Raw genomic sequence first — 25126 nt, forward strand, 5'->3', positions numbered from 1 at the left:
GTCACTGACCAAGCGTTTCATAGCCAGAGTCAAGCAGTCCGAGGTGATGTATACAAAGCTCAACAGTTATTTGATAAAGCCAGAGCTGCATACAGCGCTGCTTTAGAAACGAATGCTAGTGACCAGGTTTTAAAAATGAAATTAGATAATTTAGCCATTGCGGCAAATGGTTAAGGTGAAAATAGTGAAGCAATCTTTTTTATTCTTGTTGTTAATCAGTTCTGTTTTGTTATCAAGCTGCACAACTGTCAGTAATTGGTTTTATGAAGAAGAAGAGCTAGAAATACGTAGGCTTAAGCCTATTCAATCTCAGTTCATTCCAACAGAAACCTGGTCCGTAGGCTTAGGCGATGGGATTGGTAAATTTTATTCAAAACTTAGCCCAGCAGTTGCATACGGAAAAGTGTTTGCAGCAAATCGGCAAGGTGTTGTTAACGCTTATGAGCAGGCCACAGGTAAAAAAATATGGTCTAAGGACTTCGCTACTTACGACGAGGAAGGATTAACCTCGGGAATAAAGCAGCTGTGGTCAAATGGCTTGTCAGCTAAAATCGCTGGCGGAATAAGTGTTGCATATGAAACTGTTTTTTTTGGCACCGAGAATGGTGAAGTCGTAGCGTTGGATGCCAATACAGGAGAACAAAAATGGATAAAAATAGTTAAAGGCGAAGTTCTAGCTGCTCCAGCTATTGATGCCGGCGTTGTACTAGTTAATACAGGTTCTGGATTTATATTTGCTTTAAATGCAGATGATGGTGAGGAAATCTGGTCATCTGAGTCTGACGTACCTCCTTTGTCTTTGCGAGGTGTTTCTTCTCCTGCGGCAGTTAACGGTGGGGCTATTATTGGTACCGCGACTGGTAAACTAATAGTGAATATCCTTGAAACAGGTCAGACTGCTTGGGAACAAGTGATTTCATCAGCTACCGGTGTGACTGAGTTAGAGCGAATTGTTGATATTGATAGTGAACCTCTAGTCGCTGGCGGTAACGTTTACGTGATTTCTTATGATGGTACTCTTGCCTCTGTTGAGTTGCGCACAGGTCGAGTTATTTGGAAGCGTGAGTATAAGTCGTTCCGTCGTTTATCATTGTCTGGTAGCACTTTATTTTTAGTTGATGTAAACAGTAATGTCTTTGCATTAGACAGCCGTAATGGTGTTGAACTATGGAGTCAAGGTGCGCTTAAACAGCGTTTATTAACAGGAGTTACACCAGTTGGCGACTATTTAGTGGCAGGTGATAAATTTGGTTATTTACATTGGTTTGATCAATCCGATGGAAAAATTGTTGCGCGCTTAGAGGTGGGCAGTGATGATGAGGATGAAGGGATTTATCACTCGCCTGTGGTAGATGGAGACATCATATACACCCAAACGCGAGATGGTAAATTAGTGGCTATCAAAACCCCATAAAGTATTTTTGAGTGATTTTTGCAAAAAATCACCTTTATAATTTTTTTAACGGCTTGGAATATTACTAAGCCGTTTTTGTCTATAGGATATGTATTTATGTTACCCGTTGTTGCCTTAGTTGGCCGCCCAAATGTTGGGAAATCTACATTGTTCAATCGCCTTACGCGCACACGAGATGCGTTAGTGGCTGATTTTCCTGGCTTAACTCGGGATAGAAAGTACGGTCAAGCCAAGTATGAAGGTCTGCAATTTATTGTGGTAGATACTGGTGGTATAAGCGGTGATGAACAAGGCATTGATGTGGCAATGGCCGAACAATCTCTGTTGGCTATTTTAGAAGCTGATGTGGTGTTATTTTTGGTTGATGCTCGAACAGGCATGACAGCTGCAGATCAAGGCATTGCTGAGCACTTACGCAGACAAGAGAAACCTGTTTATGTGGTTGCTAATAAAGTCGATGGTATCGATGGTGATAGTGAAAGTGCTGATTTTTTCGCTTTAGGTTTGGGCGACGTAAATCAAATTGCTGCTGCCCATGGTAGAGGTGTGACACAATTGTTGCAAAATTCTCTTGCGCCAATTGCAGATGTTTTTCCTGATATGCATATTCCTGAAGAGAGTGACAAAGAGCTTCAGGAAGTAGACGCTGACGAACAATTAGCTAAGTTGCAAGCTCTACCTATTAAATTAGCGATAGTTGGTAAACCTAATGTGGGTAAGTCTACTCTTACTAACCGTATTCTAGGTGAAGAACGTGTTGTGGTTTATGACCAACCCGGTACAACACGAGACAGTATTTTTATCCCCATGGAGCGAGATGGCAGAGAATACATTCTGATCGATACGGCAGGTGTGAGAAGACGTAGAAATATTTCAGAAGCTGTCGAAAAGTTCTCTATTGTAAAAACATTGCAAGCCATTGAAGAGTCTAATGTGGTGTTATTTGTAGTTGATGCACAAGAAGGGATCACCGATCAAGATTTAAGTTTATTAGGTTTTATCCTTCATTCTGGCCGCTCGTTAGTCGTTGCAGTGAATAAGTGGGATGGATTAAATAAAGACGTTAAAGATGAAATTAAGCGTGAGTTAGACAGGCGTTTAGGTTTTATAGATTTTGCTCGCTTGCACTTTATTTCAGCTTTACATGGTACTGGTGTTGGGCATTTATTTGAATCGGTTCAAGAAGCTTATGCTTCAGCGACTAAACGTGTGAATACCTCTATGTTGACACGTATTATGGATATGGCTCAAGAGGACCATCAGCCGCCTGTAGTGCGAGGCCGCCGTGTTAAAATGAAGTACGCTCATGCTGGTGGATACAATCCTCCCCTTATTGTTATCCATGGTAATCAATTAAAAGATTTACCCGATTCGTATAAACGTTATTTAATGAACTATTTCCGTAAATCATTAAAAGTTATGGGCACGCCAATTAAAATAGAATTTAGAGAAGGTGCTAACCCATACGAAACTGATCATAGTTCGTTAAATGATTCACAGCGACGTAAACGTAGGCAACTTATGCGTTTGCATAAAAATGCTAAATAACGTATTTAAAGAATGTTGAGCTTAAACTGTATCAAAAATCCTTTTGGAACAGTTTAAGCTCGTTTGTCATTCCCCGCATTCATTATTACAGCAACGAGGCGCTGGTGTATTTCTTGAATTTTGTTACAGCCTTTGCATGATTAAATAAGTTATCCTCTTTAGAGCAGTTTCGAATCAATCCATTTTGCAGTAATCTTTAACCTTGCAAGCATTAATTATTGACACATCGAGCAATAAACTTGTGGGTATTGGCAAATAATGCAGCAAAAATTAATGTTTATCTTAATATTCAGAAAACGTTGATTAGGTGGGCTTCACTAAGCATATAAGGTTTTCACCGTTTTTGAGCCACCCACAGGTATTTCGACAGAATCAGACATTTTATTGTTTGAATTCAAAAAATGTTCAAGTCTCTAGTAGAATAAATCAAAAAAATCACCAAAAAATTTTCTCCCTAAACCCACATTTTGGTAAAGGTCACTTTCCATAAAATAGGTTATGCATAAATACTTTTTAGGTGCTCGTTACATTTCATCAATTTGACCGATCTCACTGCGTATTTCACCGTTTTCTAAACGAGTTACTAAGACATCACCCACTTGTACTTGTTGTATCGTTTTCACTATTTTTCCCTGCTTAAAACTGATGCTATAGCCTCGTGCTAGTGTAGCTAGTGGGCTCACTGTATCCAATAGATGCATATTATTACGCAGCTTTTGCTGTTTGTTGTCTATTAGTTGTTGGCAACCCTTTTGTAGTTTAACTTTCAGTTCTTGCAGCCTCAGTTGATGTTGTTCTAGCAGTCTGTGGGGTGAGGACAAGGACAGTCGACTACGTATATGTTTTTGTTGCTGTTGTGCCTGAGTGAGTTTTCGTCTGATTGAAGAATGTAACGAAGATTGAAGTTGGTCGACATACTGGCTTTTTTGCTCTAATTGTTTCTGTGGGTGGTTTTGTAGTAGTCGTTGTTTTACTGCTTTATGTTGCTGAATTCGTTCCTGTTGTAAACGCTTAAATGCTTTTATTAACAGGTCTTGTAGGACTAAGATTTTATTTTGAAGTGTAGATTGGTCTTGGCTGACCAACTCAGCAGCTGCCGAAGGTGTAGGGGCACGCATATCCGCCACAAAATCAGCAATGCTCACATCTATTTCGTGACCGACTGCACTTATTATAGGAATGGTAGAGGCGAATATTGTTTGGGCTAGTTGTTCACTATTAAAACACCATAAGTCTTCTAAAGAACCGCCTCCTCTACCAACAATTAATACATCTACCTCGTTTCTGATATTAGCTTGGGTAATCGCTGCACAAATGAGTGAGACTGCGTTATCACCTTGTACTTGGCTAGGATAGATAACTACTTCAATAGCAGGATTTCGGCGTCGTAATACGGTCAGAATATCATGTAAAGCGGCACCCGTGGGTGAGGTAATGATACCCACTTTCGATACTGTTACGGGAATTGTCTTTTTATATTCTTGCGAAAATATTCCCTCAGAAGCTAATCGACGTTTTAATATTTCGAATTGTTGTTTAAGTTGCCCTTCACCTTCTGGCTCCATATGCTCAACAATAATTTGATAATCACCTCGAGGTTCATACAAGCTGATGTTAGCTTTAACTAGAACCTTGTCACCTTCTTTGGGCTTTAATTGTACTTTGCGGTTCGCACCTTTAAACATTGCCCCTTTGACTTGTGCACGATCATCTTTGAGAGTGAAATACCAATGACCAGAGCTGGCTGAGACAAAATTTGAAATTTCAGCTGATAGCCAAATCTGTCCAATTTTGTCTTCTAGCACCGAGCGAGCTAACCGATTGAGCTTACTAACAGTAAGGATGTTTTTTGATTGGGTTTGGTCTGAAAACATTGATTGTTAGGATCTCTAATATAGCATTACAAAGAAGTTTACCTGATTTACTACCAATTCTGATATATATCTAGACTGACATACTTAAAACCGCTAGAATCGCACCGCAATTCAATCAGCATTTATAGGTGATATTGCATGTTAAGGATCGCTAAAGAAGCCCTTACTTTCGACGATGTTTTGTTAGTGCCTGGGCACTCAACTGTTCTCCCTCATACCGCCGATCTTAAAACAAGATTAACCCGTGGTGTTAGCTTAAATATTCCCTTAATTTCTGCAGCAATGGATACTGTTTCTGAAGCACGTTTGGCTATTGCATTGGCTCAAGAAGGCGGCATCGGTTTTATTCATAAAAACATGACGCCAGAACAACAGGCAGAACATGTTCGTACAGTGAAAAAATACGAAAGTGGCGTGGTGTCCGATCCCGTTACAGTCTTACCTACAGCCACAATTGAAGAGATTAATGCCTTGAGTAAGCGACATGGTTTCTCTGGGTTTCCTGTAGTCGATGAAGACAATAACTTGATTGGTATAGTCACCGGTCGTGACTTACGCTTTGAGAATAGTTTAAAGCAACCTATTTCTAGCGTTATGACTAAGAAAAATGATTTGGTCACAGTTAAAGAGGGAGCTCCCTCTGAACAAGTGCTTGAGTTAATGCACGAATATCGTATAGAAAAAATCCTGGTTGTAGACGATTCATTCAAACTAACTGGCATGATAACGGTTAAAGATTTTCAAAAAGCAGAAAATAAACCTAACGCTTGTAAGGATGACTTAGGTCGCTTACGTGTTGGTGCTGCTGTGAGTGTTGGGCCAGGAACCGACGAACGCATAAAAGCTTTGATTGACGCAGGTGTCGATGTATTACTGATTGATACTTCCCATGGTCATTCTCAAGGCGTTATAGACCGAGTGAAAAAAGTACGTCAAGATTATCCTAATGTACAGCTAATTGCAGGTAATGTTGCCACCGGCGAAGGTGCCAAGGCGCTTGCTGATGCCGGTGTTGACGCAGTAAAGGTTGGTATTGGCCCAGGTTCAATTTGTACAACCCGCATAGTAACTGGCTGTGGTGTGCCACAAATCACTGCCATATCAGATGCGGTTGATGCTCTTGAAGGCACCGGTGTGCCCGTGATTGCTGATGGTGGTATCCGTTTTTCTGGTGATATTGCAAAAGCTTTGGCTGCGGGAGCTAGTTCAGTGATGGTTGGTAGCATGTTAGCAGGCACTGAAGAGGCGCCAGGTGAAGTAGAACTATATCAAGGTCGCTATTTTAAATCTTATCGAGGCATGGGTTCCTTGGGCGCTATGGACCAAAATAATGGCTCTTCTGATCGATATTTCCAAGACAGTAAAAGTGCAGAAAAACTTGTCCCGGAAGGTATCGAAGGCCGTGTTGCTTACAAAGGTCCTATTTCGAACATCATTCACCAACAAATGGGTGGCTTACGTTCAGCAATGGGCTTGACTGGTTGCGCTACTATTGAAGAACTACGGACTAAACCACAGTTTGTGAAAGTGACATCTGCAGGTATGGGTGAATCTCATGTGCATGATGTGAGTATTACTAAAGAAGCACCAAACTACCGCTTAGGGTAGCTTGTGACATTTCAAATGAACGTCGATTGTCAATCTAATCGCGTTCATATTCTATTTCTTAAAAGAGTACTCAGATGAGCTTAGACATCCATGACCAACGTATTTTGATCCTTGACTTTGGATCACAATATACCCAATTGATTGCGCGCCGTGTTAGAGAAATTGGCGTTTATTGTGAGCTTTGGGCTTGGGATGTTAGCGAAGAACAAATTCGCGAGTTTAACCCCAACGGCATCATCTTATCTGGTGGTCCAGAATCAGTTCATGCTGACAACTCGCCAAGAGCACCAGAATATGTATATCAAGCTGGTGTGCCTGTTTTAGGAATTTGTTATGGTATGCAAGTTATGGCAGAGCAACTTGGTGGTGCAGTTCAAGGTTCAAATAAACGTGAATTTGGCTACGCACAAGTCGAAGTGATTGGTGATATGGCGTTGTTAAACAACATTGAAGATCACATAGGTTCCAACGGCAATGCTTTGCTTGATGTATGGATGAGTCATGGTGATAAAGTCAGCGCTGCACCTCCAGGATTTTTGACAACAGCCAAGACTGAGAGCTGCCCATTTGCCGCTTTTGTAAACAAAGAGAAACAATTTTACGGTGTACAATTTCATCCAGAAGTCACCCATACCCAACAAGGTGAACGTATTTTATCTCATTTTGTGTTGGACATCTGCAAATGTGAAAAGCTATGGACACCCGCTGCTATTATTGAAAACGCTATAGACAAAATGAAAAAGCAGATTGGTGACGACCAAGTTATTCTAGGTCTGTCTGGTGGTGTTGATTCTTCTGTTGTTGCTATGCTGTTACATCGAGCCATTGGCAAAAATCTTACATGTGTTTTTGTTGATAACGGTTTGTTGCGTCTAAACGAAGGTCAACAAGTAATGGATATGTTCGGCGATCACTTTGGTCTAAATATTCGTAAAGTTGAAGCAGAAGATAGATTTCTTGATGCCTTGGCAAATACTTCAGAGCCTGAAGCTAAACGTAAAATTATTGGCCGTATATTTGTTGAAGTGTTTGATGAAGAGTCTAAAAATTTAGTCAATGCCAAGTGGCTGGCACAAGGCACTATCTATCCTGACGTCATCGAGTCTGCTGCATCTGCAACAGGTAAGGCACATGTGATTAAATCACACCATAACGTGGGCGGGCTGCCAGCTGATATGAAAATGGGGCTAGTGGAACCATTGCGTGAATTATTTAAAGATGAGGTACGCAAAATTGGTTTAGAGCTAGGCTTACCCTACGACATGTTATACCGTCATCCATTTCCTGGGCCGGGTTTAGGTGTCCGAGTATTAGGTGAAGTGAAAAAAGAATATTGTGATCTGTTACGTCGTGCTGATGCTATTTTTATAGACGAGTTACACGCAGCCAATCTTTATCAGAAAGTCAGCCAAGCTTTTACTGTATTTCTACCAGTTAAATCCGTTGGTGTGATGGGAGACGTGCGTAAATACGATTGGGTGGTATCATTGAGAGCAGTAGAAACAATAGATTTTATGACTGCACGTTGGGCACACTTACCCTATGATTTTTTAGGTAAAGTGTCGAATCGTATTATCAACGAAATTGATGGAATTTCCCGGGTTGTTTACGATATTTCAGGTAAACCACCGGCTACCATTGAGTGGGAGTAGGTCGTCGCTACTCAGACTAGTTAAGAAGGCCAACGACCTATGAGTGACTTTACAATAAGAAATGCTGTTCAAGTAGATTTACCATTATTGAAAGAATTTGAGCAAAACATCATTGCTACAGAGCGTCCCTTAAATGATTGTTTAAAGTCTGAGTTCATCCGTTATTATGATATCGCGGCACTTATAGATTCTGACAGCTCTTGTGTAATGGTAGCTGAAGATCACGGTGCGATTGTGGGTTCGGGTTACGCTCGTATCAAGGAGTCGAAAGCACACTTGCAACATACGCTGCACGCATATCTTGGTTTTATGTATGTGGTACCTAGCCATAGAGGGCAGGGTATTAATCAATTGGTTATCCAAGCTTTAATTAAATGGGGTAAAGCTCAAGGTATGCATGATTTTTATCTTGAAGCCTACGCAGGTAACTTACCAGCATTGAAAGCTTACGAAAAATTAGGTTTTAAAGCATCACTTGTTGAAATGAAGTTATCCCAATAGGGCAAAATTGAATAGCCCACATTAATATTATGGACACTCAAAACTATGGCTATAAAGCCAACAATTTATAAATTTAAGTTATCCGTATCAGATCTTGACCACAATTATTTTGATACGCTTAACTTAACTGTCGCATTACACCCATCAGAAACCAAAGAACGAATGATGGTGCGTGTTTTAGTATTTTGCTTGCATGCATTTAAAGATAATGAAAAGTTGATGACTTTCACAAAAGGTTTAAGTGCGATCGATGAGCCTGATATTTGGTTGCGAGGTTTAGATGATCAGCTTCATCTTTGGATCGATGTTGGCGAACCTAGCTTTGAAAGGATTAAGAAAAGCTGTCGCTTGTCGAACAAAACATATGTTTATAGTTTTAATTCAAAATCCAATGCTTGGTGGAAGCAGGCGCAAGCACAATTTAGTACATTGCCGGTGAATGTATTGAACTTTGATTGGCAAGAGATACAATCCCTAAGTACTTTATTGGAACGTAAAGTGGAACTGTCTGTCACGTTGAGTGGCGAATCCGCCTTTGTTGCTGCCGAACATCGGCAAGCGGAAGTCAACTGGCAAACATTGCAATCGAATGAAGATTAATTCATTTTAATGATTTTTTGCACAGATAAGATTAATTACTGCAAACATCATAATCAAACAAATAGCAAACCATTTGCCGATTGGCAGATTAGACGGCAATATACTGCCTGATTTACTGTAGAGAAAATAAAAACAGCATGCCCAATAAGTTTGACTCAATTCGTCCTTTTTACGACAGCGATTTATCCGTAGTTTTGCCAAAGCTTTTTAATAATAAAGAATTTATCAATAGTATTGTTGCTTTTAAGTTTAGTACTTGGCCGCGTTTTACGCGCCCTACTATTGGTTTTTTTACCCGTCATTATATTATCAAGCAAATCAGTAAAGTCACTACGCACAGAGATTTTCAACGATTGGTTGAACCCTATATGGAGCGTATGATTAGTACTACTACAGAATCGTTTACTGTCAGTGGCTTAGACAAACTGGATTTATCTAAAGCTTGTTTATTTATGAGTAATCATCGTGACATTGCCTTGGACCCTGCTTTTGTGAATTGGGCATTGCATATCAGTGGTCAAGATACTGTGCGTATAGCAGTAGGTGATAACTTACTTAAAAAAGAATGGGTAGCTGATCTTATTAGGTTAAATAAATGTTTTATCGTTAAGCGTTCGTCTACAGATAGGCGTGAAAAGTTATCGGCAGCAAAATTATTAAGTGAATACATCGAATTTTCTCTAAATACAGAGCATCAGCATATCTGGATAGCACAAAGAGAAGGGCGGGCAAAAGACGGTAACGACATCACTAATCCAGCTATTTTGTCTATGTTGGCATTAAATAAGTCTAAAGACGTCGAGTTTTCGACATATATCCGAAACTTACGGATTGTGCCAGTGTCTATCTCCTACGAATTTGATCCTTGCGATATTAGAAAAGCCAAGGAATTGCAAGAAGTTGAGCGTGAAGGAAGTTATGACAAACCTGATAATGAAGATGTAAAAAGCATAGTAAATGGTATTACTGGTCAAAAGGGCAGGGTACATATTCATTTTGGTGAAGTACTTACCGCTAATTTAGACTCTGCAAAAAATGTAGCTAACTATATAGATAAGGAAATACTGCAAGGATATAAATCTTTTCCTACTGGCTCTATTGCCGCAAGAATGCTCAACGGTGATTATAATATCATAGGTAAGGTGGAAACCGAGTTAGATCAATACTCACAAGCTGCTGCTAACTATTTACACGCTAGACTATTCAATCTACCTAAAGCAGAACAAAATAAATTGCTCAGTATGTATGCTTGTGCTCATATCAGAAAAATGAATTAAGAATGACCTAAATTTTATAGAATACAAAAATATATTCAAGTTATACACGACCAGTTTACGAAACCTTTACCAGTAAAAAAATGAATAGATATTGTTTTACGCACTAGTTCACATTTAAAACAATATGATTGTAAAGCCCAAAAACAGTTATCTTTAAATTTTGAGAATAGCCTAGGAGCAGGTAATATTTAGAGCCAACTTACTAATGCTTAAATTTAATTTCCAAATCGGATAAGTCTGAATTAAATCTGTCAAACATCTATAGTCCACCCTTAAAATTGGTACTTTGATGGAATTAACATATTGTTAATAAACACACTATTATGCGTTTTAAACCCTAATACACATGCAATGTCTAGCTCGTCAGGCAACCTTAAAAATGTATCATGTGAAGCTTAGATGTAGTCGATAAGGTTTAATTCCTAATACGCTCCATTGGTTTTCCAGCTAGATATCCATGAAGGCGTTTCAATACCTGACACAGGCTAATTGACAACCTACTTCTAACAGATCGACTCCACGAGCTCTAAAGCCTTCACCTTCAACAATAAAGTCTCGGCGAAACCCTTTAGCCAGTTCAATTACACCTTAAACAATTGCGAAGTCGTCGGCATCTTCTAACATATCTTGTACAAACGTTTGGTCGATTTAAATTAGTTGTGTTGGTAGGCGTCTTAGATGAGTGAGTGATGATTACCCTTTACCAAAGTCGTCTAAGGTAAAATTTATGCCTGATTTTTAGTATATTTACAAGGTATCAAACACTTGTCTGATGTCGTTTAACACACTGGTTTTAAGTTTCTCCAATTTTAAAATAAGATAGGTTAACTTCGGAATGTCCAGCCAATATCACTGCCAAGCGAGTTGCGAAGTTACCCTGTTTAATTGATACCCACTGATGTCGACACTTATAGGCAAGTTCATCCCCGTGTTTTGCCATTGCCTAATTTGCTCTATTACTCTACTTATGACCTATTAGCCTATATCAATATTGACAGCTTGACTTTCAATTGTTGGTAAAATTCTAGGAATAGAATGTAACCACGTTTACCAAGCCGTCAGTGGATTAATGCCTCAACAACTATCACTGTCCGGGTATTCATTTAACCTTGGTTTAAAAGAGCAACGACATCACATCATTTGAGAGCTATGTTAATGTCTTCAGTGCTTTCTAGATAAATCTTGCTGAATAGCTAATGCGTTATCAGATAGGCACAACGGCTTTTCCCTGCTTGCTTAGCAACATATTGCTTGAACAGCATGAAGGATGTGTTGGTCTGCGTTTGAACCATCTAGGGGACAAACGACACGCCTGTGCTTACTTAAACTTATATTACAACATAGCCTTCAGTAACTGGGTTAAAAGTGGCTTTTAGTAAACATGCTAATACTGGGTTGCTGTCCTCTATGTTTTGTAAATCAGCTATAACAGCGAAAAATTCATCACCACCAATACGTGCTAACGTATCACCATCGAGTCAAACTTCTTGCATGCGTTGTGGCACGGTTGTGAGTAGCTTATCCTAATGTGATGTCCATAGTTGACATTGACTTCTTTAAAGTCATCTAAGTCCATAAACACAACTACTAATGTCTGGTTATTACTTTGGCATTGCATTATGTAATCACTTCAATGGTTTGCCAAAAGTACACGGCTAGGAGGATTAGTAAGTGAGTCGTAATGGGTAATGCGACCTAATTTCTCTTAGTAGGCCTTCATTGATGTAATATTTATGTTCATGAAATATAGTGTTGCACGACACAAATAGCGTTGTCACAGCGCCACGGTAAACATCACGAGAAAGATTTTAGCCTCTTTTCAATTATTCCGCATTTCAACCCGTCATAACCTTTTGTTAAAAGTGTGGCCCACATTTCGGTATGAAAATCTGAAGAAGAACACCCAGATTGAAGCATTTTGGGATTTTCCCCTAGCACTTTTTAATTGAGGACAATGTTGCGACTAAAGGGATCATTGACCTCGGTAATTGCGCCAGAAGCATTCGTGATTATGATGCACTCGTCGGTATGACTAAACACCCAAGGAATTGTTAAGTTTCATAATATTAAGATATTAATCTTGGTATATGCAGATATTCATCTAAAAAAATTGCGGATATTTTATCCTTTGTATCAATACAGGCGACAAAGAGTATTTACACGGTCTGCAAGTTTTGAGAATTACAACCACAGTGCATTTTATATTCTAGTCTCCAGAGGGCTGCTGATTGGCATACAAACTCAAAACAATAACCTGTTATATTTCTGCGTAAATATTCAACAATTTAAGACTATTGATAATCACTGTAATTCAATTATTAAAGTGATAAAGATTTAAGTTTTATTTGTCTTAACTCTCTTTTCGCTTTCTATATGGAAAAAACCCTTCAGGTTAATTCTAAACTCTAATTATATTAGAAGCCGCAGATAGCGTGTAGGTTGTGTAAAAAGTAGTGTGATTGAATATTAAAGCTATTGGTATTTAGCGAAGTGAATACTGGTTTACTAAAGCATTGAAAACTCAAACTATTGATTTTTTCAAGACTTAACAGATCACAATACATAACAAAATTGTCAGACTTCAATGAAAAAATATTTGAAGTAAGTCTACTGGGTAGTTCATACATAAAAACCAACGGATACTCAACAAATGAATTCAATCAAACGTTCCGCGAGTTAGTAATTTTTCTTTGATTAACGATTCTCAGAATTGAATTTTCAATACAGATTAAGCTACCTTATCTTTTTTCAAGTCATCGAATTGACGATTAAGATCATACTTTTCGTCAGTTACAATTTTCTCTAGGGTTTCTATACGTTCGCGCATGGCTTCTACTTTACGCTCTAAATCTTGAGTTTGGTTGACTTGAACCGTTTCCTTCTTGTCCTTTTTTTTACCTTTTGGTCCATTGACCAGTTCGACTATTGCCCAACACACTAAGGCGACTATCGCAATTGCAGTCAAATTCATGTTTTATCTCCTTTACCTTGATACGTTTTATAAAAAGTTTATGCTTATGCCATTTACAAAGCAAATATTTGACCAAAGTTAAAATACTATGTTTATCATGTGGTTAGTTTATTTTGCTTTTTTTGTTAAGTGAAAATAACTAATTAAATAATGTAATTAACCAAAAAAAGAGAAAAATGACCATTGAGTGCAGAACAAGATGAATATTGGATGCGGTATGCATTACAGCTAGCTGATAACGCTCAGCAACAAGGTGAAGTACCTGTGGGCGCGGTTTTAGTAAAAGACAATCAGATTATAGGCGAAGGTTGGAACCAATCTATTAGATTACATGATCCATCTGCTCATGCAGAAATGATGGCTATCCGAGACGCTGGGAAAAACATGCTGAATTATCGGTTAGTTGGCAGCTGTTTGTATGTCACGCTAGAACCTTGCACTATGTGTGCAGGTTTATTGATCCACAGCCGAATTGAGCGTTTAGTTTTTGGTGCATCAGATCTTAAAACTGGGGCTGTAGGAAGCTTATACGATTTACTTGGAGATCTTCGAATGAATCACCAAGTTGAGGTCAAAGGCGGTGTTATGCAACAAGAATGTGGTAATAAATTGTCATTGTTTTTTAAATTGCGTAGAAGGCAAAAAAAGTTAACTAAAACTACAGATTAACCATCAGGGCTAGACAACATATGCTAAATCTTTCGTTGCTTCTATTGTTTGAAAATTTTGACGGCGAGTTAAGATTTTTTGATGTACACGCTTGAGTAGTTGGCGTCTTCGACTGTTACTGCCTAAGCGATTTCTATTAATCGTTATATTACGTTTTTTCATTTGATACTCCAGTTAGTCTTATAAATACTCGACTAAACGAGTAAAAGTTTAAACTAAGATAAGTTAAGTTTGTTAATAATTTATGACAGTAAATGTTTTTAGGTTCAACGAAGCATTTTATTTATGTCGTGGTGTTATTGATTTGTATGCAAATGATGACAATAAAACTGCCTTGTAGCCTCAATTAATCCAATTCATTTTCGAGCATTTTACTAAAACAGAGTGTCTAGCTAAAATATACGTGGTTATTTTGGATGTGTTGTGAAGTGGAGCTATCGATTTGAGTATGATTGTATCTTTTACAGCTAACATTTCTTACGTAAATAAAAATAATCAGGATGGTAAATACCCTTGATAAACGTTCAACGCTTTAATGCCTTCACAAGTTTACCAATATAGAACATCGACCTAGTCATCTTTTGTTGCAAGTTCTAGTTCTGATATTTCATTTGGAATATTTTCTTCTGGTTCCAAGACGTCTGGTTGTTGTTCGTCTAACCAAACAAGCGTGTCGTAATAACGTCTGATATTGTCTACGTATGCTACTGCTTCGTTGCCTCGAGCATAACCATAACGAGTTGTTTTATAATATTTTTTCTGTCTTAACTGCAGCAATCTTATTTTCACATCTACCCACATGTCGGGGTTAGCACCTTGGCGGTCGGTTAATACTCTTGCATCTTCCAGGTGACCCAATCCTACATTGTATGAAGCTAATGCAAACCATAAACGATCCGGGTATGTAATGCGGTCTGGAATTCGTTTAAGAAGTTTAGTTAAGTACTTTGCTCCTCCTTTAATGCTCTGTTCTGGGTCAAGCCGAGACACTATACCTAACTCCTTAGCTGTTACTATAGTTAGCATCATCATTCCGCGGACACCAGTATAAGAGGTAGCTTTGGGACGCCAATGACTTTCCTGATAACTCATAGCCGCTAATAAACGCCAATCAAGATCACCCGAATACTGCACAAACCATGGTTTAAATTTAGGTAACACTTCTTTCGAAGATTTTATGTATTCCCTAGTATCAACATAGTTAAAAAGCCGAACATGACCAAAATATTTGTCTTCTAGAGCGGCTAACGTGCCATTGTTTTGAATAATCCCAAAATACTCAATGAGTGCTGATAATAACGAATCATCTCTATCTTTATTGACCGCCCAAGAAATATCTTGTTCAGGACTGATTGAAAAACCTATCGACAGTTCAGGATATCGGCGGCGCATTAAGGCTAGGATATTAGAATCGGCTATTGTGTAGTCCAGCTCTTCATTTAAAACCATCTCTAGCAGCTCCTCCATATCACTGTCGTCAGTTTCTTGCCAACTCAGTTGCTCATTACTCTGCTGTAGTCGAAGTAATGATTCATGATGGCTACTGCCTGATGCGACAACCAACGTACCGTTCAAATCTTTAATGGTTCTTGGCCACTCTTTGCCTTGTTTGAATACCAGTTTTTCACTGACACGCTGATATCCAGGGCCGAACTTGAATCTGCGATGCCGTTCAGGGCTGACACTAATACCTGCGGCGATCATATCCAAATGGGCTTCTGCCAATTGAGGAAGTAAGTCATTTAAATTGTAGTAAGGAAAAACCTCAAGTTTAACACCAAGGTACCCAGCGAAACCCTCAGCCAGTTCGTATTCGAAGCCAACGGGCCCAGTTGCCCCGTTATAATAAGTCGTGAGGCCATAGGTAGTGCCGACTTTTAATACGCCTGCATCTAATACATCTCCCAAGCTAGAAGATTGTTCGATGTCATTACAACCAGTAATGCTCAGTGCTAGAAACAAAATAAGAATACGCTGCAAAAGAATATCTTTACCCTCATATTAGGTAACACTTTATAAGAGACTCTATTGTGAACAAATTATCTGATTTCATCCAGTGCTTTGTTAAGCACAATAGTTTGTTTAATGCTGAGTCTAGAAAATGTAGACTATTTGGTCATATAGATAAGTGAGTAATCTTGTGAATTAAAACAAAAAAATTAGGTGTTTTGCTAAACTGATGCTTATAAATTGATTGAAATTGCCCTATAATGCGCGCCTCAAAATTCCTCATTCATTGATTCGCAAATTCTGAACTATATGTGTAAGGAATATGTGAATTCCGCTACAAGGTAATGACCTTATGTTAGTGCTCCGCGGTACACCTGCGTTATCCGATTTTCGAATTGAAAAATGTCTTGCTCAATTTGCCGAACACAGTCTACCTGTAACTGGTATCTATGCTGAGTACACGCATTTTGTGATGGTTTCAGAGCCACTTAATGAGCAAGAAAATACAATACTTATTAAGCTGTTAACTTACGGCCCTGCTATTGAAGAACACAAGCATGAAGGTGTTTTGTTAATAGTCACGCCAAGGCCAGGAACCATTTCACCTTGGTCTTCTAAGTCAACTGATATAGCTCACAACTGTGGCCTACATAAAGTGCAACGCTTAGAAAGAGGCGTGGCTTATTATCTGCAAGCAGAGCACTTAAATGATGCACAATTATCGGCAGTGAAAGCATTGCTTCACGATAGAATGACAGATGTAGTAATGTCTGACTTTCAAGTTGCAAAGAGCCTGTTTGTGAAAAGTGACCCGATTCCTTTGACGTCTGTAGATATGGTTGGTCAGGGAAAAACAGCGTTACAACATGCTAATATTCGGCTGGGTTTAGCTTTAGCTGACGATGAAGTGGATTACCTATTTGACAATTTTAGTCGTTTAGGACGCAATCCTAATGATGTCGAGTTGTATATGTTTGCTCAAGCCAACTCTGAACATTGTCGCCACAAGATATTTAATGCTGATTGGACAATCGACGGACAAGTCCAGCCTAAATCATTATTTAAAATGATTAAAAACACATATGAAAAATGTGGTGAAAACGTACATTCAGCCTACAAAGATAATTCTGCAGTTATGGAAGGTAGTTTTGCAGGGCGTTTTTTCCCATCATCACAGGATAACGAATATCGCTATCATCACGAAGATATTGATATTTTGATGAAAGTCGAAACTCATAATCACCCCACCGCTATTGCACCGTTTTCAGGGGCGGCTACCGGTTCTGGTGGAGAAATTCGTGATGAAGGCGCAACAGGAAGAGGCTCAAAACCTAAAGCAGGTTTAGTGGGTTTTTCTGTGTCTAATTTACGTATTCCAGGTTTTGAACAACCTTGGGAAACTGATTTTGGTAAACCAGCACGAATTGTTAGCGCTTTTGATATTATGACTGAAGGGCCACTCGGTGCTGCTGCATTTAATAACGAATTTGGACGCCCTAGTATTCTAGGATATTTTCGTACCTACGAACAAAAAGTCATCAGTTTTAATGGTGAAGAAGTGAGGGGCTACCATAAGCCTATTATGCTTGCTGGCGGTTTGGGGAATATTCGTAAATCTCACATCCAAAAAGGCGAGATCACCGTTGGAGCTAAATTGATTGCTTTGGGCGGCCCAGCTATGAATATAGGATTGGGCGGCAGTGCTGCTTCATCCATGACGTCAGGTCAATCTAGTGAAGACTTAGACTTTGCTTCCGTGCAACGCGGTAATCCAGAAATGGAGCGCCGTTGCCAAGAAGTGATTGATAAATGTTGGCAAATGGGTGACGACAATCCAATCCAATTTATTCATGATGTTGGTGCTGGTGGTTTATCCAATGCTTTTCCTGAGTTGATCAGTGATGGCGGACGTGGTGGAAGGTTTGAATTGCGCAAAGTGCCTAATGACGAACCTGGTATGTCACCTTTAGAAGTGTGGTGTAATGAGTCACAAGAGCGTTATGTGATGTCAGTTGCACCAGAAAATCTTAAAACATTTGCTAACATATGCCGCCGTGAGCGAGCACCTTTTGCGGTAGTTGGTGAAGCAACCGAAGAGCAGCATCTGACTTTAAGTGACCAATATTTTGATAACGATGCAATTGATATGCCTCTCGAAGTATTATTAGGTAAAACACCTAAAATGCATCGTGATGTCACGTCTAAAACCCTCGACTCGGTATCGATTAATACCAGCTTAATGAATTTAGCTGAAGCGGCAGAGAGAGTGTTAAATTTGCCTGCGGTAGCCGAGAAAACCTTTTTGATCACTATTGGCGATCGTTCCGTTACCGGTCTAGTGGCAAGGGATCAGATGGTTGGGCCTTGGCAAGTGCCCGTGGCTGATGTTGCTGTGACTGCTAGTTCTTTTGATAGTTATCAAGGTGAAGCCATGTCTATGGGTGAACGAACTCCCATCGCATTGATCAACTATGCTGCCTCTGCACGTATGGCAGTAGGTGAGGCATTAACCAACCTAGCGGCGGCAGATATCGGTAATTTAAAACGTATTAATTTATCTGCTAATTGGATGGCAGCAGCAGGACATCCAGGTGAAGATGCAGGTTTATATGAAGCGGTGAAAGCCGTGGGCGAAGAATTATGTCCTGCATTGGATATAACTATTCCTGTAGGTAAAGACTCAATGTCTATGAAAACTACTTGGCAGGATGAGCAAGGTGATAAATCTGTTACATCACCGCTTTCTTTAGTGATTACCGCTTTTGGCGCTGTTCAAGATATTCGCAAGACCTTAACTCCAGAATTAAACTCTAAGATGGGTGAAACTGAATTATTGTTGATTGACTTAGGTCAAGGACAAAATCGTTTAGGTGCATCTTGTTTGGCGCAAGTTTATCAACAGTTAGGTAATGTGGCTCCTGACGTAGATTCTCCTCCAATACTAAAAGGATTTTTTTTAGCGATTCAGCAATTAGTGAATGAAAAACGTTTGTTGGCATATCACGATAGATCAGACGGTGGTTTGTTTACTACTGTTTTAGAAATGGCTTTTGCTGGCAAAACAGGTGTGAATATTCACTTAGATTCACTTAGCGGGCCAGCAATTGAATTATTGTTTAACGAAGAATTAGGTGCTGTGATACAGATCTCTGCCGAACACAAAGAACAGGTAATAAAAATATTTGCCAAGCATGAGATACAGCATTTAGTACACAGTATTGGAAGTATAAATAATACTGACCAAATTGTATTCAAACAAAACAAAGAGGTTATTCTGCACAATAGCCGTGTGTTTTATCGTCAAGTGTGGGCACAAACTACGCTACATATGCAAAAACTTAGGGATAACCCAAATTGTGCTGAACAAGAGCATAAGGCTAAAGCTGATGATAAAGATCCCGGTCTACATGCCAAGTTAAGTTTTGACGTCACTCAAGATGTCGCTGCGCCTTACATACTAAAAGGTGTCGCACCACGTATCGCTATATTACGTGAGCAAGGCGTCAATTCCCATGTTGAAATGGCTGCTGCATTTGACCGTGCAGGTTTTAGTGCCATTGATGTACATATGAGTGATTTACTGTCAGGAAGACAGTCGTTAGATACATTTAAAGGTTTGGTAGCTTGTGGTGGGTTTTCTTACGGGGACGTTTTAGGGGCTGGTGAAGGATGGGCAAAATCCATCTTATTTAATAATAGAGTCAGAGATCAGTTTGCTGAATTTTTCGCGCGGCAAGATTCTTTTTCTCTAGGTGTGTGTAATGGTTGTCAGATGATGTCTAATTTGAAATCTTTGATCCCTGGTGCAGATTTGTGGCCACATTTTGTGACGAATCAATCCGAAAGATTTGAAGCGCGCGTGGCAATGCTAGAAGTTAAGTCAACAAAGTCAGTCTTTTTTGATGGAATGCAAGGCTCGAGAATGCCTATTGCTGTTTCTCACGGTGAGGGTCGTGCAGAGTTTTCTAACGAGCAAGGTGCCATTACTGCCTTACAAAACGCTGCCGTTGCCCTACAATATGTGGATAATTATGGTGCAGTCACGCAAAACTACCCCGCAAATCCAAATGGTTCTCCTCTTGGGATCGCTGGATTAACCAGTAATGACGGTAGGGCAACAATTATGATGCCTCATCCTGAAAGGGTCTTTAGAACGGTATCTAATTCATGGCATCCAGAAGATTGGCAAGAAGACAGTGCCTGGATGCGTATGTTCAGAAATGCTCGTGTATATCTAAAATAGCTTATTATTAATGTTAAGTCGCATAAAGAAATACGCTGTATATGTGACTTTAAATTTAAATGATTAATGATATGGATTAAAACTCACATTATTGGGAGATGGTTTCTGCTAACGATTAGAAAACTCTAATATTGACGTTTATATTTCTGATAAATTCAAGTTATTTGTTAAAGAATAAATAAACCCTTGTATATCAGTAAAATAGTGATTAATATTTGTACTGAAATGACAAGGAGTGAGTCTACTGAATAAGAAAAATGTAAATAATATGTATTCTATAAAATTAAAAATAACAAGAGACGCTCATGAATCGTTCAAATAAAGGCTTTGGTTTAACCGGTGTGTTAATTACGGTTATCTTTCTAATAGTAGCTGCTATCTTCAGCGCTTCGGCCAAATCTGCCACCATAAAACAGTTTCCATCAGACACCACACCTGAGCCGACAATCAAACGAATCCCATTACTTCATTATATGGATAGTACAAATGTATTATTTCTTTCGATGTAACTCGCGATTGTTAGTTTTTTCTTGCTGATTTTTTTTGAGCATTACATATACAGCACTATTACCGCCGTGATTAGGCTGTGCAGTATGGTATGCGATAACTTCGGGCATTTGCCGCAACCACTGATGTACGTAACTTTTTAAAAACCCTGGGAATGGTCGACTTAGTAACCCAAGTCCGTGTTTAATTAATAAGGTACGATCGCCTTTCTTGTGACTATCTAATATGTGACCAAAGAGTAACGTTCTAGCCTGTTCAAATTTATTTTGTTGTAAATTGAGTACGAAATCAATTTTGTATTTACCTAACCTCAGGTTTTTGAAAACACCTTGTTGCACGCCATCTTGTTTAAAGCTGATATGGTCGTATGGATCAACAGGTTCGACCTTTTCAACACTCAGATAATTATTAACTAAGTTTTGACTGGCTTCTATTGACTGCCTTTTCAGTTGTTGTGCTAAAGTATTTTTTTGTTGGCTGGTAGCCACAGTATCTGATTGTTCGATAGGCTTGACGTCTTGAAGTTCGTTCAAAAACTCCTCCAATCCATCAACTACTAATTGATTGTCTACCATTTTGTCCCCACTAACTTATGCTAATCGTAAACTGCAACTCGCAGTGTATATTTATGAACCGTACCTCGTCATTTCAATCGACTATCAGAGATTTCATATTTTTATGTCGCGCTAAATATGCCACAATTTATGTAAGTACTTTCTAACAGGTAAAATCATGATTATAAAATATATTGTTGTTGGCGTTCTCGCTTTGAACCTGCTGAGTGGATGTTCTGAGGTCGATTCTTCTAAAGCCTCTGCATCTAAGATGATGCAATCTAATACAACAGCTAACCCTAAAGTAGATCAATATGAATCTGTTCCTGACGTTCAAAAAGAAGCCATTAAAGTAGGAAAAGATTATCATTCATTTGCTAATCCTGAGTCAATAAAAGTCACTCATTTAAGCTTAGATTTGACAGTAGATTTTGCTAATAAAGTTTTAGTGGGTACCGCCCAATTAGATTTTGAAAAAGTCGATGCTAACGCAACATTGCTGATATTAGATACTCGTGATTTGACTATTAACAGCGTTACGGCCAAGGACAAAGCAGTTAACTTCGATTTATCCAGCGTTGACTCATTTTTAGGTGCGGCTTTAACCATTGATATACCAACCGATGTAAATAGTATTGTAATCAGTTATCAGACCTCACCCACTGCGTCTGGCGTGCAGTGGTTAACGCCAGAACAAACTGCAGGTAAAAAACATCCATTTCTATTTACACAAGCACAAGCTATTCACGCTCGCAGCTTTATTCCGCTTCAAGACTCGCCTCAAGTTCGTATGACTTATCAAGCGACTATTCGCACACCCAAAGAATTACTTGCTGTTATGAGTGCTTCAAATGATCCTAACACGCCGCGAGATGGTGTTTACCAGTTTTCTATGCCGCAACCTATTCCTGCATATTTGATTGCTTTAGCGGTTGGTGATCTAGAATTTAAATCAATGGGCTTGCGCACAGGTGTTTATTCTGAAAAAGGTATTTTAGACGCGGCGGCAGCAGAGTTTTCTGATACTGAGTCTATGCTTATTGCTACAGAAAAAGCATTCGGTCCTTATAGTTGGGAAAGGTACGATTTGCTGATCCTGCCTCCTTCTTTCCCCTTTGGTGGTATGGAAAACCCAAGATTATCATTTATTACTCCCACTGTGATTGCTGGGGATAAGAGTTTGGTGGCACTCATTGCTCATGAGTTGGCTCACTCTTGGTCAGGTAATACCGTTACTAATGCAACGTGGCGCGATCTTTGGTTAAACGAAGGTTTTACTACTTATTTGACGTATCGAATTATGCAAATGATTTATGGTGATGAACGATTTGAGATGGAAGCTGTGTTAGGTCGCCAAGATTTACAGGCAGATATTGATTCGTTACCTGCTAATGATCAAATTATGGCTATCGATTTAAGAGGCCGAGACCCTGATGACGTTTTCAGTAATATTCCTTATGAAAAAGGTGCCTTATTCTTACGTGAGTTGGAACTTAAAGTGGGCAGAGAAAACTTTGACCAGTTTCTATTGAGTTACTTTAAAAAGTTTGCCTTTAAAAGTATCACGACGCAACAGTTCATTAAATATTTAGAACAAACGCTACTCAAAGATCATAGTGACGAGCTATCAAAACAACGTATAAATCAATGGATCTTCCAACCGGGTATCCCTGATGGAGCTCCGGTAACTGAATCCGATGCATTTACTGTTGTAGACCAAGAAAGAAATGCCTGGTTGGCGGGAACTATTCAGGCTAATGAAATTGATAGTGAAAAGTGGGTTGTACATCAGTGGTTATATTTTTTAAACAATATGCCTGCTAAATTAAGTCAACAACAATTAGCCGACTTGGATAAAGAATTCGCTTTGACCATTAGTAAAAACAATGAGATTGCGCATAGTTGGTTGCTGATAAGTGTTAACAATTGGTATCAACCCGCTTTCACTCGGCTGCATGATTATTTAACTTCTATTGGACGTAATAAGTTAGTGAAACCTTTATACAAAGCACTTTCGCAAACACCTGAGGGTAAACTGATGGCTCAAAAAGCATTTGCTGAAGCTAAGGCTGGTTATCATCCATTAACAGTTAAAGCTAACGAAGGTTTCGTTGAGTAAGGTATTAGAAGTGTGAACAGCAGAAAGCCAGTCGGATTGACTGGCTTTCTATTTTAATGACAAAAGGCTCATATAATAAACAACAAGTATTAACAGACCTCTTTAAATAAGGTCTCATCGATAATAGTGTTATCTATGATTGTTTGAGCCATTTGAACACATTTGCCACATTGTGTGCCTGCACCCAACTTTTTTTTGAGCTGGCGCATATTGCCCACGCCATCTTCGAGGACAGCTTGTTTAATAGCTTTATCTGTGACGCCAAGGCATATACAAACAAACATAAAATATCTCAATAAGCGGTATGCAAATAAGAATAATTGTTATTCTCATAAAGATCAAGTGTTTGTTCTCAATATTCTTATAGACTTTGCGATTCAAAAACTCCTAGAAATTTTATATATCCAACCTAAAAAGATTTATCAGGCAAAAATTATTTTTATTCAATCGTATTTATGTGCCAATAAAGTTCTTAAATAATCCTTGTCCCAAAGACGTTGTTGTTAACCTGCGCTGCAGTTTTTTGGTAGGGAAGATTAATTAATATAATTATATAACTGGTCAGCTACAATTTTTATGGCTGAAGCATACTTAACCGTGGAAGATTGTTAATGTTTATAGTTAACTAAATTGAATATAAAAACCGCAATGGCAGCTTTATATAAGTTCTGACTTTAATTATGCGCTTCCAAACCACCCAAGCTTTGCCATCTATTGAGGATGTAGCAAAACAACTCAGCGGTTTTTTCAGTATCATACAAAGCTGAATGTGCTTCATTTTGGTCAAAGCTGATACCGGCAGCCATACAGGCTTTTACTAATACTGTTTGTCCTAAAGCTAAACCAGATAAAGTAGTTGTATCAAAAGATACGAAAGGATGAAATGGGCTGCGTTTAATATGACTTCGTTCGATGGCAGCATTGACAAAACCTTGATCAAAGGCAGCATTGTGGGCAACAATCACAGAACGTTGGCAGTCCGCCGCTTTTTGTTCTTTGCGTACTTTCTTACACAGATCTTTCATTACTTCTGTTTCGTCTAGCGCGCCTCTTAGGGCACAATATGGGTCAATACCATTAAAATCTAATGCTGCTTTTTCTAAATTAGCCCCTTCGAATGGATTGACATGATAATGAAAGGTTTTGTCTGGATAAAAGAACCCGTTTTCATCCATTCTCGTGGTGACGGCTGCAATTTCCAGTAGTGCATCGTTCTGTGAATTAAAACCAGCTGTTTCAACATCAACTACCACGGGAAAATACCCTCTAAAACGATTTTTTATTTTAAATAATTCTGTCATGGAAACCTAAAACATTCTTGAGAAAGACGATTATGGCAAGGTTCTTTTTCAGTAGCCAGTCAAAACGTTAAACCATATAAATATTAATCAAACTCAATTAACTAAATGTTTACCCAATTTGGTCGATATAATTGAATGAAGCGGGGGCTCTTAATTAATGATCAATAAAGTTATAACGTTTATTCTGTGTGGTGTTTTAGTGTCAGTGTCTGTTAATACTTCATCTGCGTTACGTCAATATAATGCAAAAGTTGAGAATTCAGATTGGCAGCTCAAAGATGAAAGTCGTTTGCGATGTACATTAAGCCATAAACTTCCTGGTTATGGAGAGGCTATGT

At 38.9% G+C, this 25126-nt stretch carries 19 protein-coding genes and 1 pseudogene; 13 read left to right on the forward strand and 7 right to left on the reverse strand.

Annotated elements, in window-relative coordinates; genetic code table 11:
• From QZ562_RS09540 to der, 3 genes are all read left to right on the forward strand, one after another.
• On the forward strand, positions 1–174 hold a 174-nt coding region (locus QZ562_RS09540), incomplete at its 5' end, for a tetratricopeptide repeat protein (RefSeq protein WP_293759410.1).
• A 10-nt stretch (positions 175–184) separates the two neighbouring features.
• The gene (gene bamB / locus QZ562_RS09545) at positions 185–1414 is read left to right on the forward strand and encodes an outer membrane protein assembly factor BamB (protein ID WP_293759396.1); all 1230 of its coding nucleotides are present in this window, start codon (positions 185–187) and stop codon (positions 1412–1414) included.
• Positions 1415–1510: 96 nt separating this feature from the next.
• A complete protein-coding gene (gene der, locus QZ562_RS09550) occupies positions 1511–2962 on the forward strand; it encodes a ribosome biogenesis GTPase Der (protein WP_293759411.1) in 1452 nt (483 codons plus the stop codon).
• 524 nt (positions 2963–3486) lie between these two features.
• Here the strand turns inward: der and xseA are convergent.
• Complete coding sequence (gene xseA / locus QZ562_RS09555) at positions 3487–4836, reverse strand: exodeoxyribonuclease VII large subunit (protein WP_293759397.1); 1350 nt, start codon at positions 4834–4836, stop codon at positions 3487–3489.
• Between the two features lie 138 nt (positions 4837–4974).
• Between xseA and guaB the strand changes: the two genes are divergently transcribed.
• The 5 genes from guaB (at position 4975) to QZ562_RS09580 (ending at position 10474) form a co-directional block, all read left to right on the forward strand.
• A complete protein-coding gene (gene guaB / locus QZ562_RS09560) occupies positions 4975–6444 on the forward strand; it encodes an IMP dehydrogenase (RefSeq protein WP_293759398.1) in 1470 nt (489 codons plus the stop codon).
• A 74-nt stretch (positions 6445–6518) separates the two neighbouring features.
• Positions 6519–8096 (forward strand): glutamine-hydrolyzing GMP synthase, encoded by a 1578-nt coding sequence (gene guaA / locus QZ562_RS09565; protein WP_293759399.1) that lies wholly within the window; start codon positions 6519–6521, stop codon positions 8094–8096.
• A 39-nt stretch (positions 8097–8135) separates the two neighbouring features.
• On the forward strand, positions 8136–8597 hold the full coding sequence (locus QZ562_RS09570; RefSeq protein ID WP_293759400.1) for a GNAT family N-acetyltransferase: 462 nt from the start codon (positions 8136–8138) through the stop codon (positions 8595–8597).
• 45 nt (positions 8598–8642) lie between these two features.
• Positions 8643–9197 (forward strand): YaeQ family protein, encoded by a 555-nt coding sequence (locus tag QZ562_RS09575; RefSeq protein ID WP_293759401.1) that lies wholly within the window; start codon positions 8643–8645, stop codon positions 9195–9197.
• A gap of 137 nt (positions 9198–9334) precedes the next feature.
• On the forward strand, positions 9335–10474 hold the full coding sequence (locus tag QZ562_RS09580; RefSeq protein ID WP_293759402.1) for a 1-acyl-sn-glycerol-3-phosphate acyltransferase: 1140 nt from the start codon (positions 9335–9337) through the stop codon (positions 10472–10474).
• A gap of 1459 nt (positions 10475–11933) precedes the next feature.
• Here QZ562_RS09580 and QZ562_RS09585 read toward each other — a convergent pair.
• Together QZ562_RS09585 and QZ562_RS09590 are read right to left on the reverse strand one after the other, a co-directional pair.
• Positions 11934–12092, reverse strand: coding sequence for a diguanylate cyclase (locus QZ562_RS09585; protein WP_363315345.1), 159 nt, complete (start codon positions 12090–12092; stop codon positions 11934–11936).
• 1110 nt (positions 12093–13202) lie between these two features.
• Positions 13203–13445: a hypothetical protein gene (locus tag QZ562_RS09590; protein ID WP_293759403.1), complete on the reverse strand. Its 243-nt coding sequence runs from the start codon at positions 13443–13445 to the stop codon at positions 13203–13205.
• A 183-nt stretch (positions 13446–13628) separates the two neighbouring features.
• On the opposite strand from QZ562_RS09590, the gene tadA reads away from it, so the two are divergent.
• Positions 13629–14114, forward strand: a complete 486-nt coding sequence (tadA, locus tag QZ562_RS09595) for a tRNA adenosine(34) deaminase TadA (RefSeq protein WP_293759404.1) — start codon at positions 13629–13631, stop codon at positions 14112–14114.
• A 570-nt stretch (positions 14115–14684) separates the two neighbouring features.
• Here tadA and mltF read toward each other — a convergent pair.
• Complete coding sequence (mltF, locus tag QZ562_RS09600) at positions 14685–16094, reverse strand: membrane-bound lytic murein transglycosylase MltF (RefSeq protein WP_363315346.1); 1410 nt, start codon at positions 16092–16094, stop codon at positions 14685–14687.
• Between the two features lie 322 nt (positions 16095–16416).
• Here mltF and purL point away from each other — a divergent pair, with 322 nt between their 5' ends.
• Together purL and QZ562_RS09610 are read left to right on the forward strand one after the other, a co-directional pair.
• A complete protein-coding gene (purL, locus tag QZ562_RS09605) occupies positions 16417–20307 on the forward strand; it encodes a phosphoribosylformylglycinamidine synthase (RefSeq protein ID WP_293759405.1) in 3891 nt (1296 codons plus the stop codon).
• 305 nt (positions 20308–20612) lie between these two features.
• Positions 20613–20816: a hypothetical protein gene (locus QZ562_RS09610; protein WP_293759414.1), complete on the forward strand. Its 204-nt coding sequence runs from the start codon at positions 20613–20615 to the stop codon at positions 20814–20816.
• Here the strand turns inward: QZ562_RS09610 and smrA are convergent.
• A complete protein-coding gene (smrA, locus tag QZ562_RS09615) occupies positions 20799–21389 on the reverse strand; it encodes a DNA endonuclease SmrA (RefSeq protein ID WP_293759406.1) in 591 nt (196 codons plus the stop codon). The two genes, QZ562_RS09610 and smrA, sit on opposite strands and share 18 nt — an antisense overlap.
• Before the next feature lie 157 nt (positions 21390–21546).
• Here smrA and QZ562_RS09620 point away from each other — a divergent pair, with 157 nt between their 5' ends.
• Positions 21547–23487 carry a M1 family metallopeptidase gene (locus QZ562_RS09620; RefSeq protein WP_293759407.1) on the forward strand — a complete coding sequence of 647 codons (1941 nt, stop codon included), beginning with the start codon at positions 21547–21549 and terminating at the stop codon, positions 23485–23487.
• Positions 23488–23576: 89 nt separating this feature from the next.
• Here the strand turns inward: QZ562_RS09620 and QZ562_RS09625 are convergent, their stop codons facing one another.
• Entirely contained in the window at positions 23577–23771 is a 195-nt protein-coding gene (locus QZ562_RS09625) for a (2Fe-2S)-binding protein (protein WP_293759408.1), read from the reverse strand.
• 390 nt (positions 23772–24161) lie between these two features.
• A complete protein-coding gene (rnt, locus tag QZ562_RS09630) occupies positions 24162–24788 on the reverse strand; it encodes a ribonuclease T (protein WP_293759409.1) in 627 nt (208 codons plus the stop codon).
• A 157-nt stretch (positions 24789–24945) separates the two neighbouring features.
• On the opposite strand from rnt, the pseudogene QZ562_RS09635 reads away from it, so the two are divergent.
• Positions 24946–25126 (forward strand): annotated as a pseudogene (locus tag QZ562_RS09635) (OmpA family protein); the annotation flags it as partial.

It is taken from the genome of uncultured Paraglaciecola sp. (assembly GCF_913058035.1).
GTDB lineage: Bacteria > Pseudomonadota > Gammaproteobacteria > Enterobacterales > Alteromonadaceae > Paraglaciecola.

Excerpts from the sequence above, each read along its gene's own strand:
- der (WP_293759411.1), top strand. The coding sequence starts at position 1,511 with ATGTTACCCGTTGTTGCCTTAGTTGGCCGCCCAAATGTTGGGAAATCT.
- xseA (WP_293759397.1), bottom strand. The coding sequence starts at position 4,836 with ATGTTTTCAGACCAAACCCAATCAAAAAACATCCTTACTGTTAGTAAG.
- guaB (WP_293759398.1), top strand. The coding sequence starts at position 4,975 with ATGTTAAGGATCGCTAAAGAAGCCCTTACTTTCGACGATGTTTTGTTA.
- guaA (WP_293759399.1), top strand. The coding sequence starts at position 6,519 with ATGAGCTTAGACATCCATGACCAACGTATTTTGATCCTTGACTTTGGA.
- QZ562_RS09570 (WP_293759400.1), top strand. The coding sequence starts at position 8,136 with ATGAGTGACTTTACAATAAGAAATGCTGTTCAAGTAGATTTACCATTA.
- QZ562_RS09575 (WP_293759401.1), top strand. The coding sequence starts at position 8,643 with ATGGCTATAAAGCCAACAATTTATAAATTTAAGTTATCCGTATCAGAT.
- QZ562_RS09580 (WP_293759402.1), top strand. The coding sequence starts at position 9,335 with ATGCCCAATAAGTTTGACTCAATTCGTCCTTTTTACGACAGCGATTTA.
- QZ562_RS09585 (WP_363315345.1), bottom strand. The coding sequence starts at position 12,092 with ATGCAATGCCAAAGTAATAACCAGACATTAGTAGTTGTGTTTATGGAC.
- QZ562_RS09590 (WP_293759403.1), bottom strand. The coding sequence starts at position 13,445 with ATGAATTTGACTGCAATTGCGATAGTCGCCTTAGTGTGTTGGGCAATA.
- purL (WP_293759405.1), top strand. The coding sequence starts at position 16,417 with ATGTTAGTGCTCCGCGGTACACCTGCGTTATCCGATTTTCGAATTGAA.
- QZ562_RS09610 (WP_293759414.1), top strand. The coding sequence starts at position 20,613 with ATGAATCGTTCAAATAAAGGCTTTGGTTTAACCGGTGTGTTAATTACG.
- smrA (WP_293759406.1), bottom strand. The coding sequence starts at position 21,389 with ATGGTAGACAATCAATTAGTAGTTGATGGATTGGAGGAGTTTTTGAAC.
- QZ562_RS09620 (WP_293759407.1), top strand. The coding sequence starts at position 21,547 with ATGATTATAAAATATATTGTTGTTGGCGTTCTCGCTTTGAACCTGCTG.
- QZ562_RS09625 (WP_293759408.1), bottom strand. The coding sequence starts at position 23,771 with ATGTTTGTTTGTATATGCCTTGGCGTCACAGATAAAGCTATTAAACAA.
- rnt (WP_293759409.1), bottom strand. The coding sequence starts at position 24,788 with ATGACAGAATTATTTAAAATAAAAAATCGTTTTAGAGGGTATTTTCCC.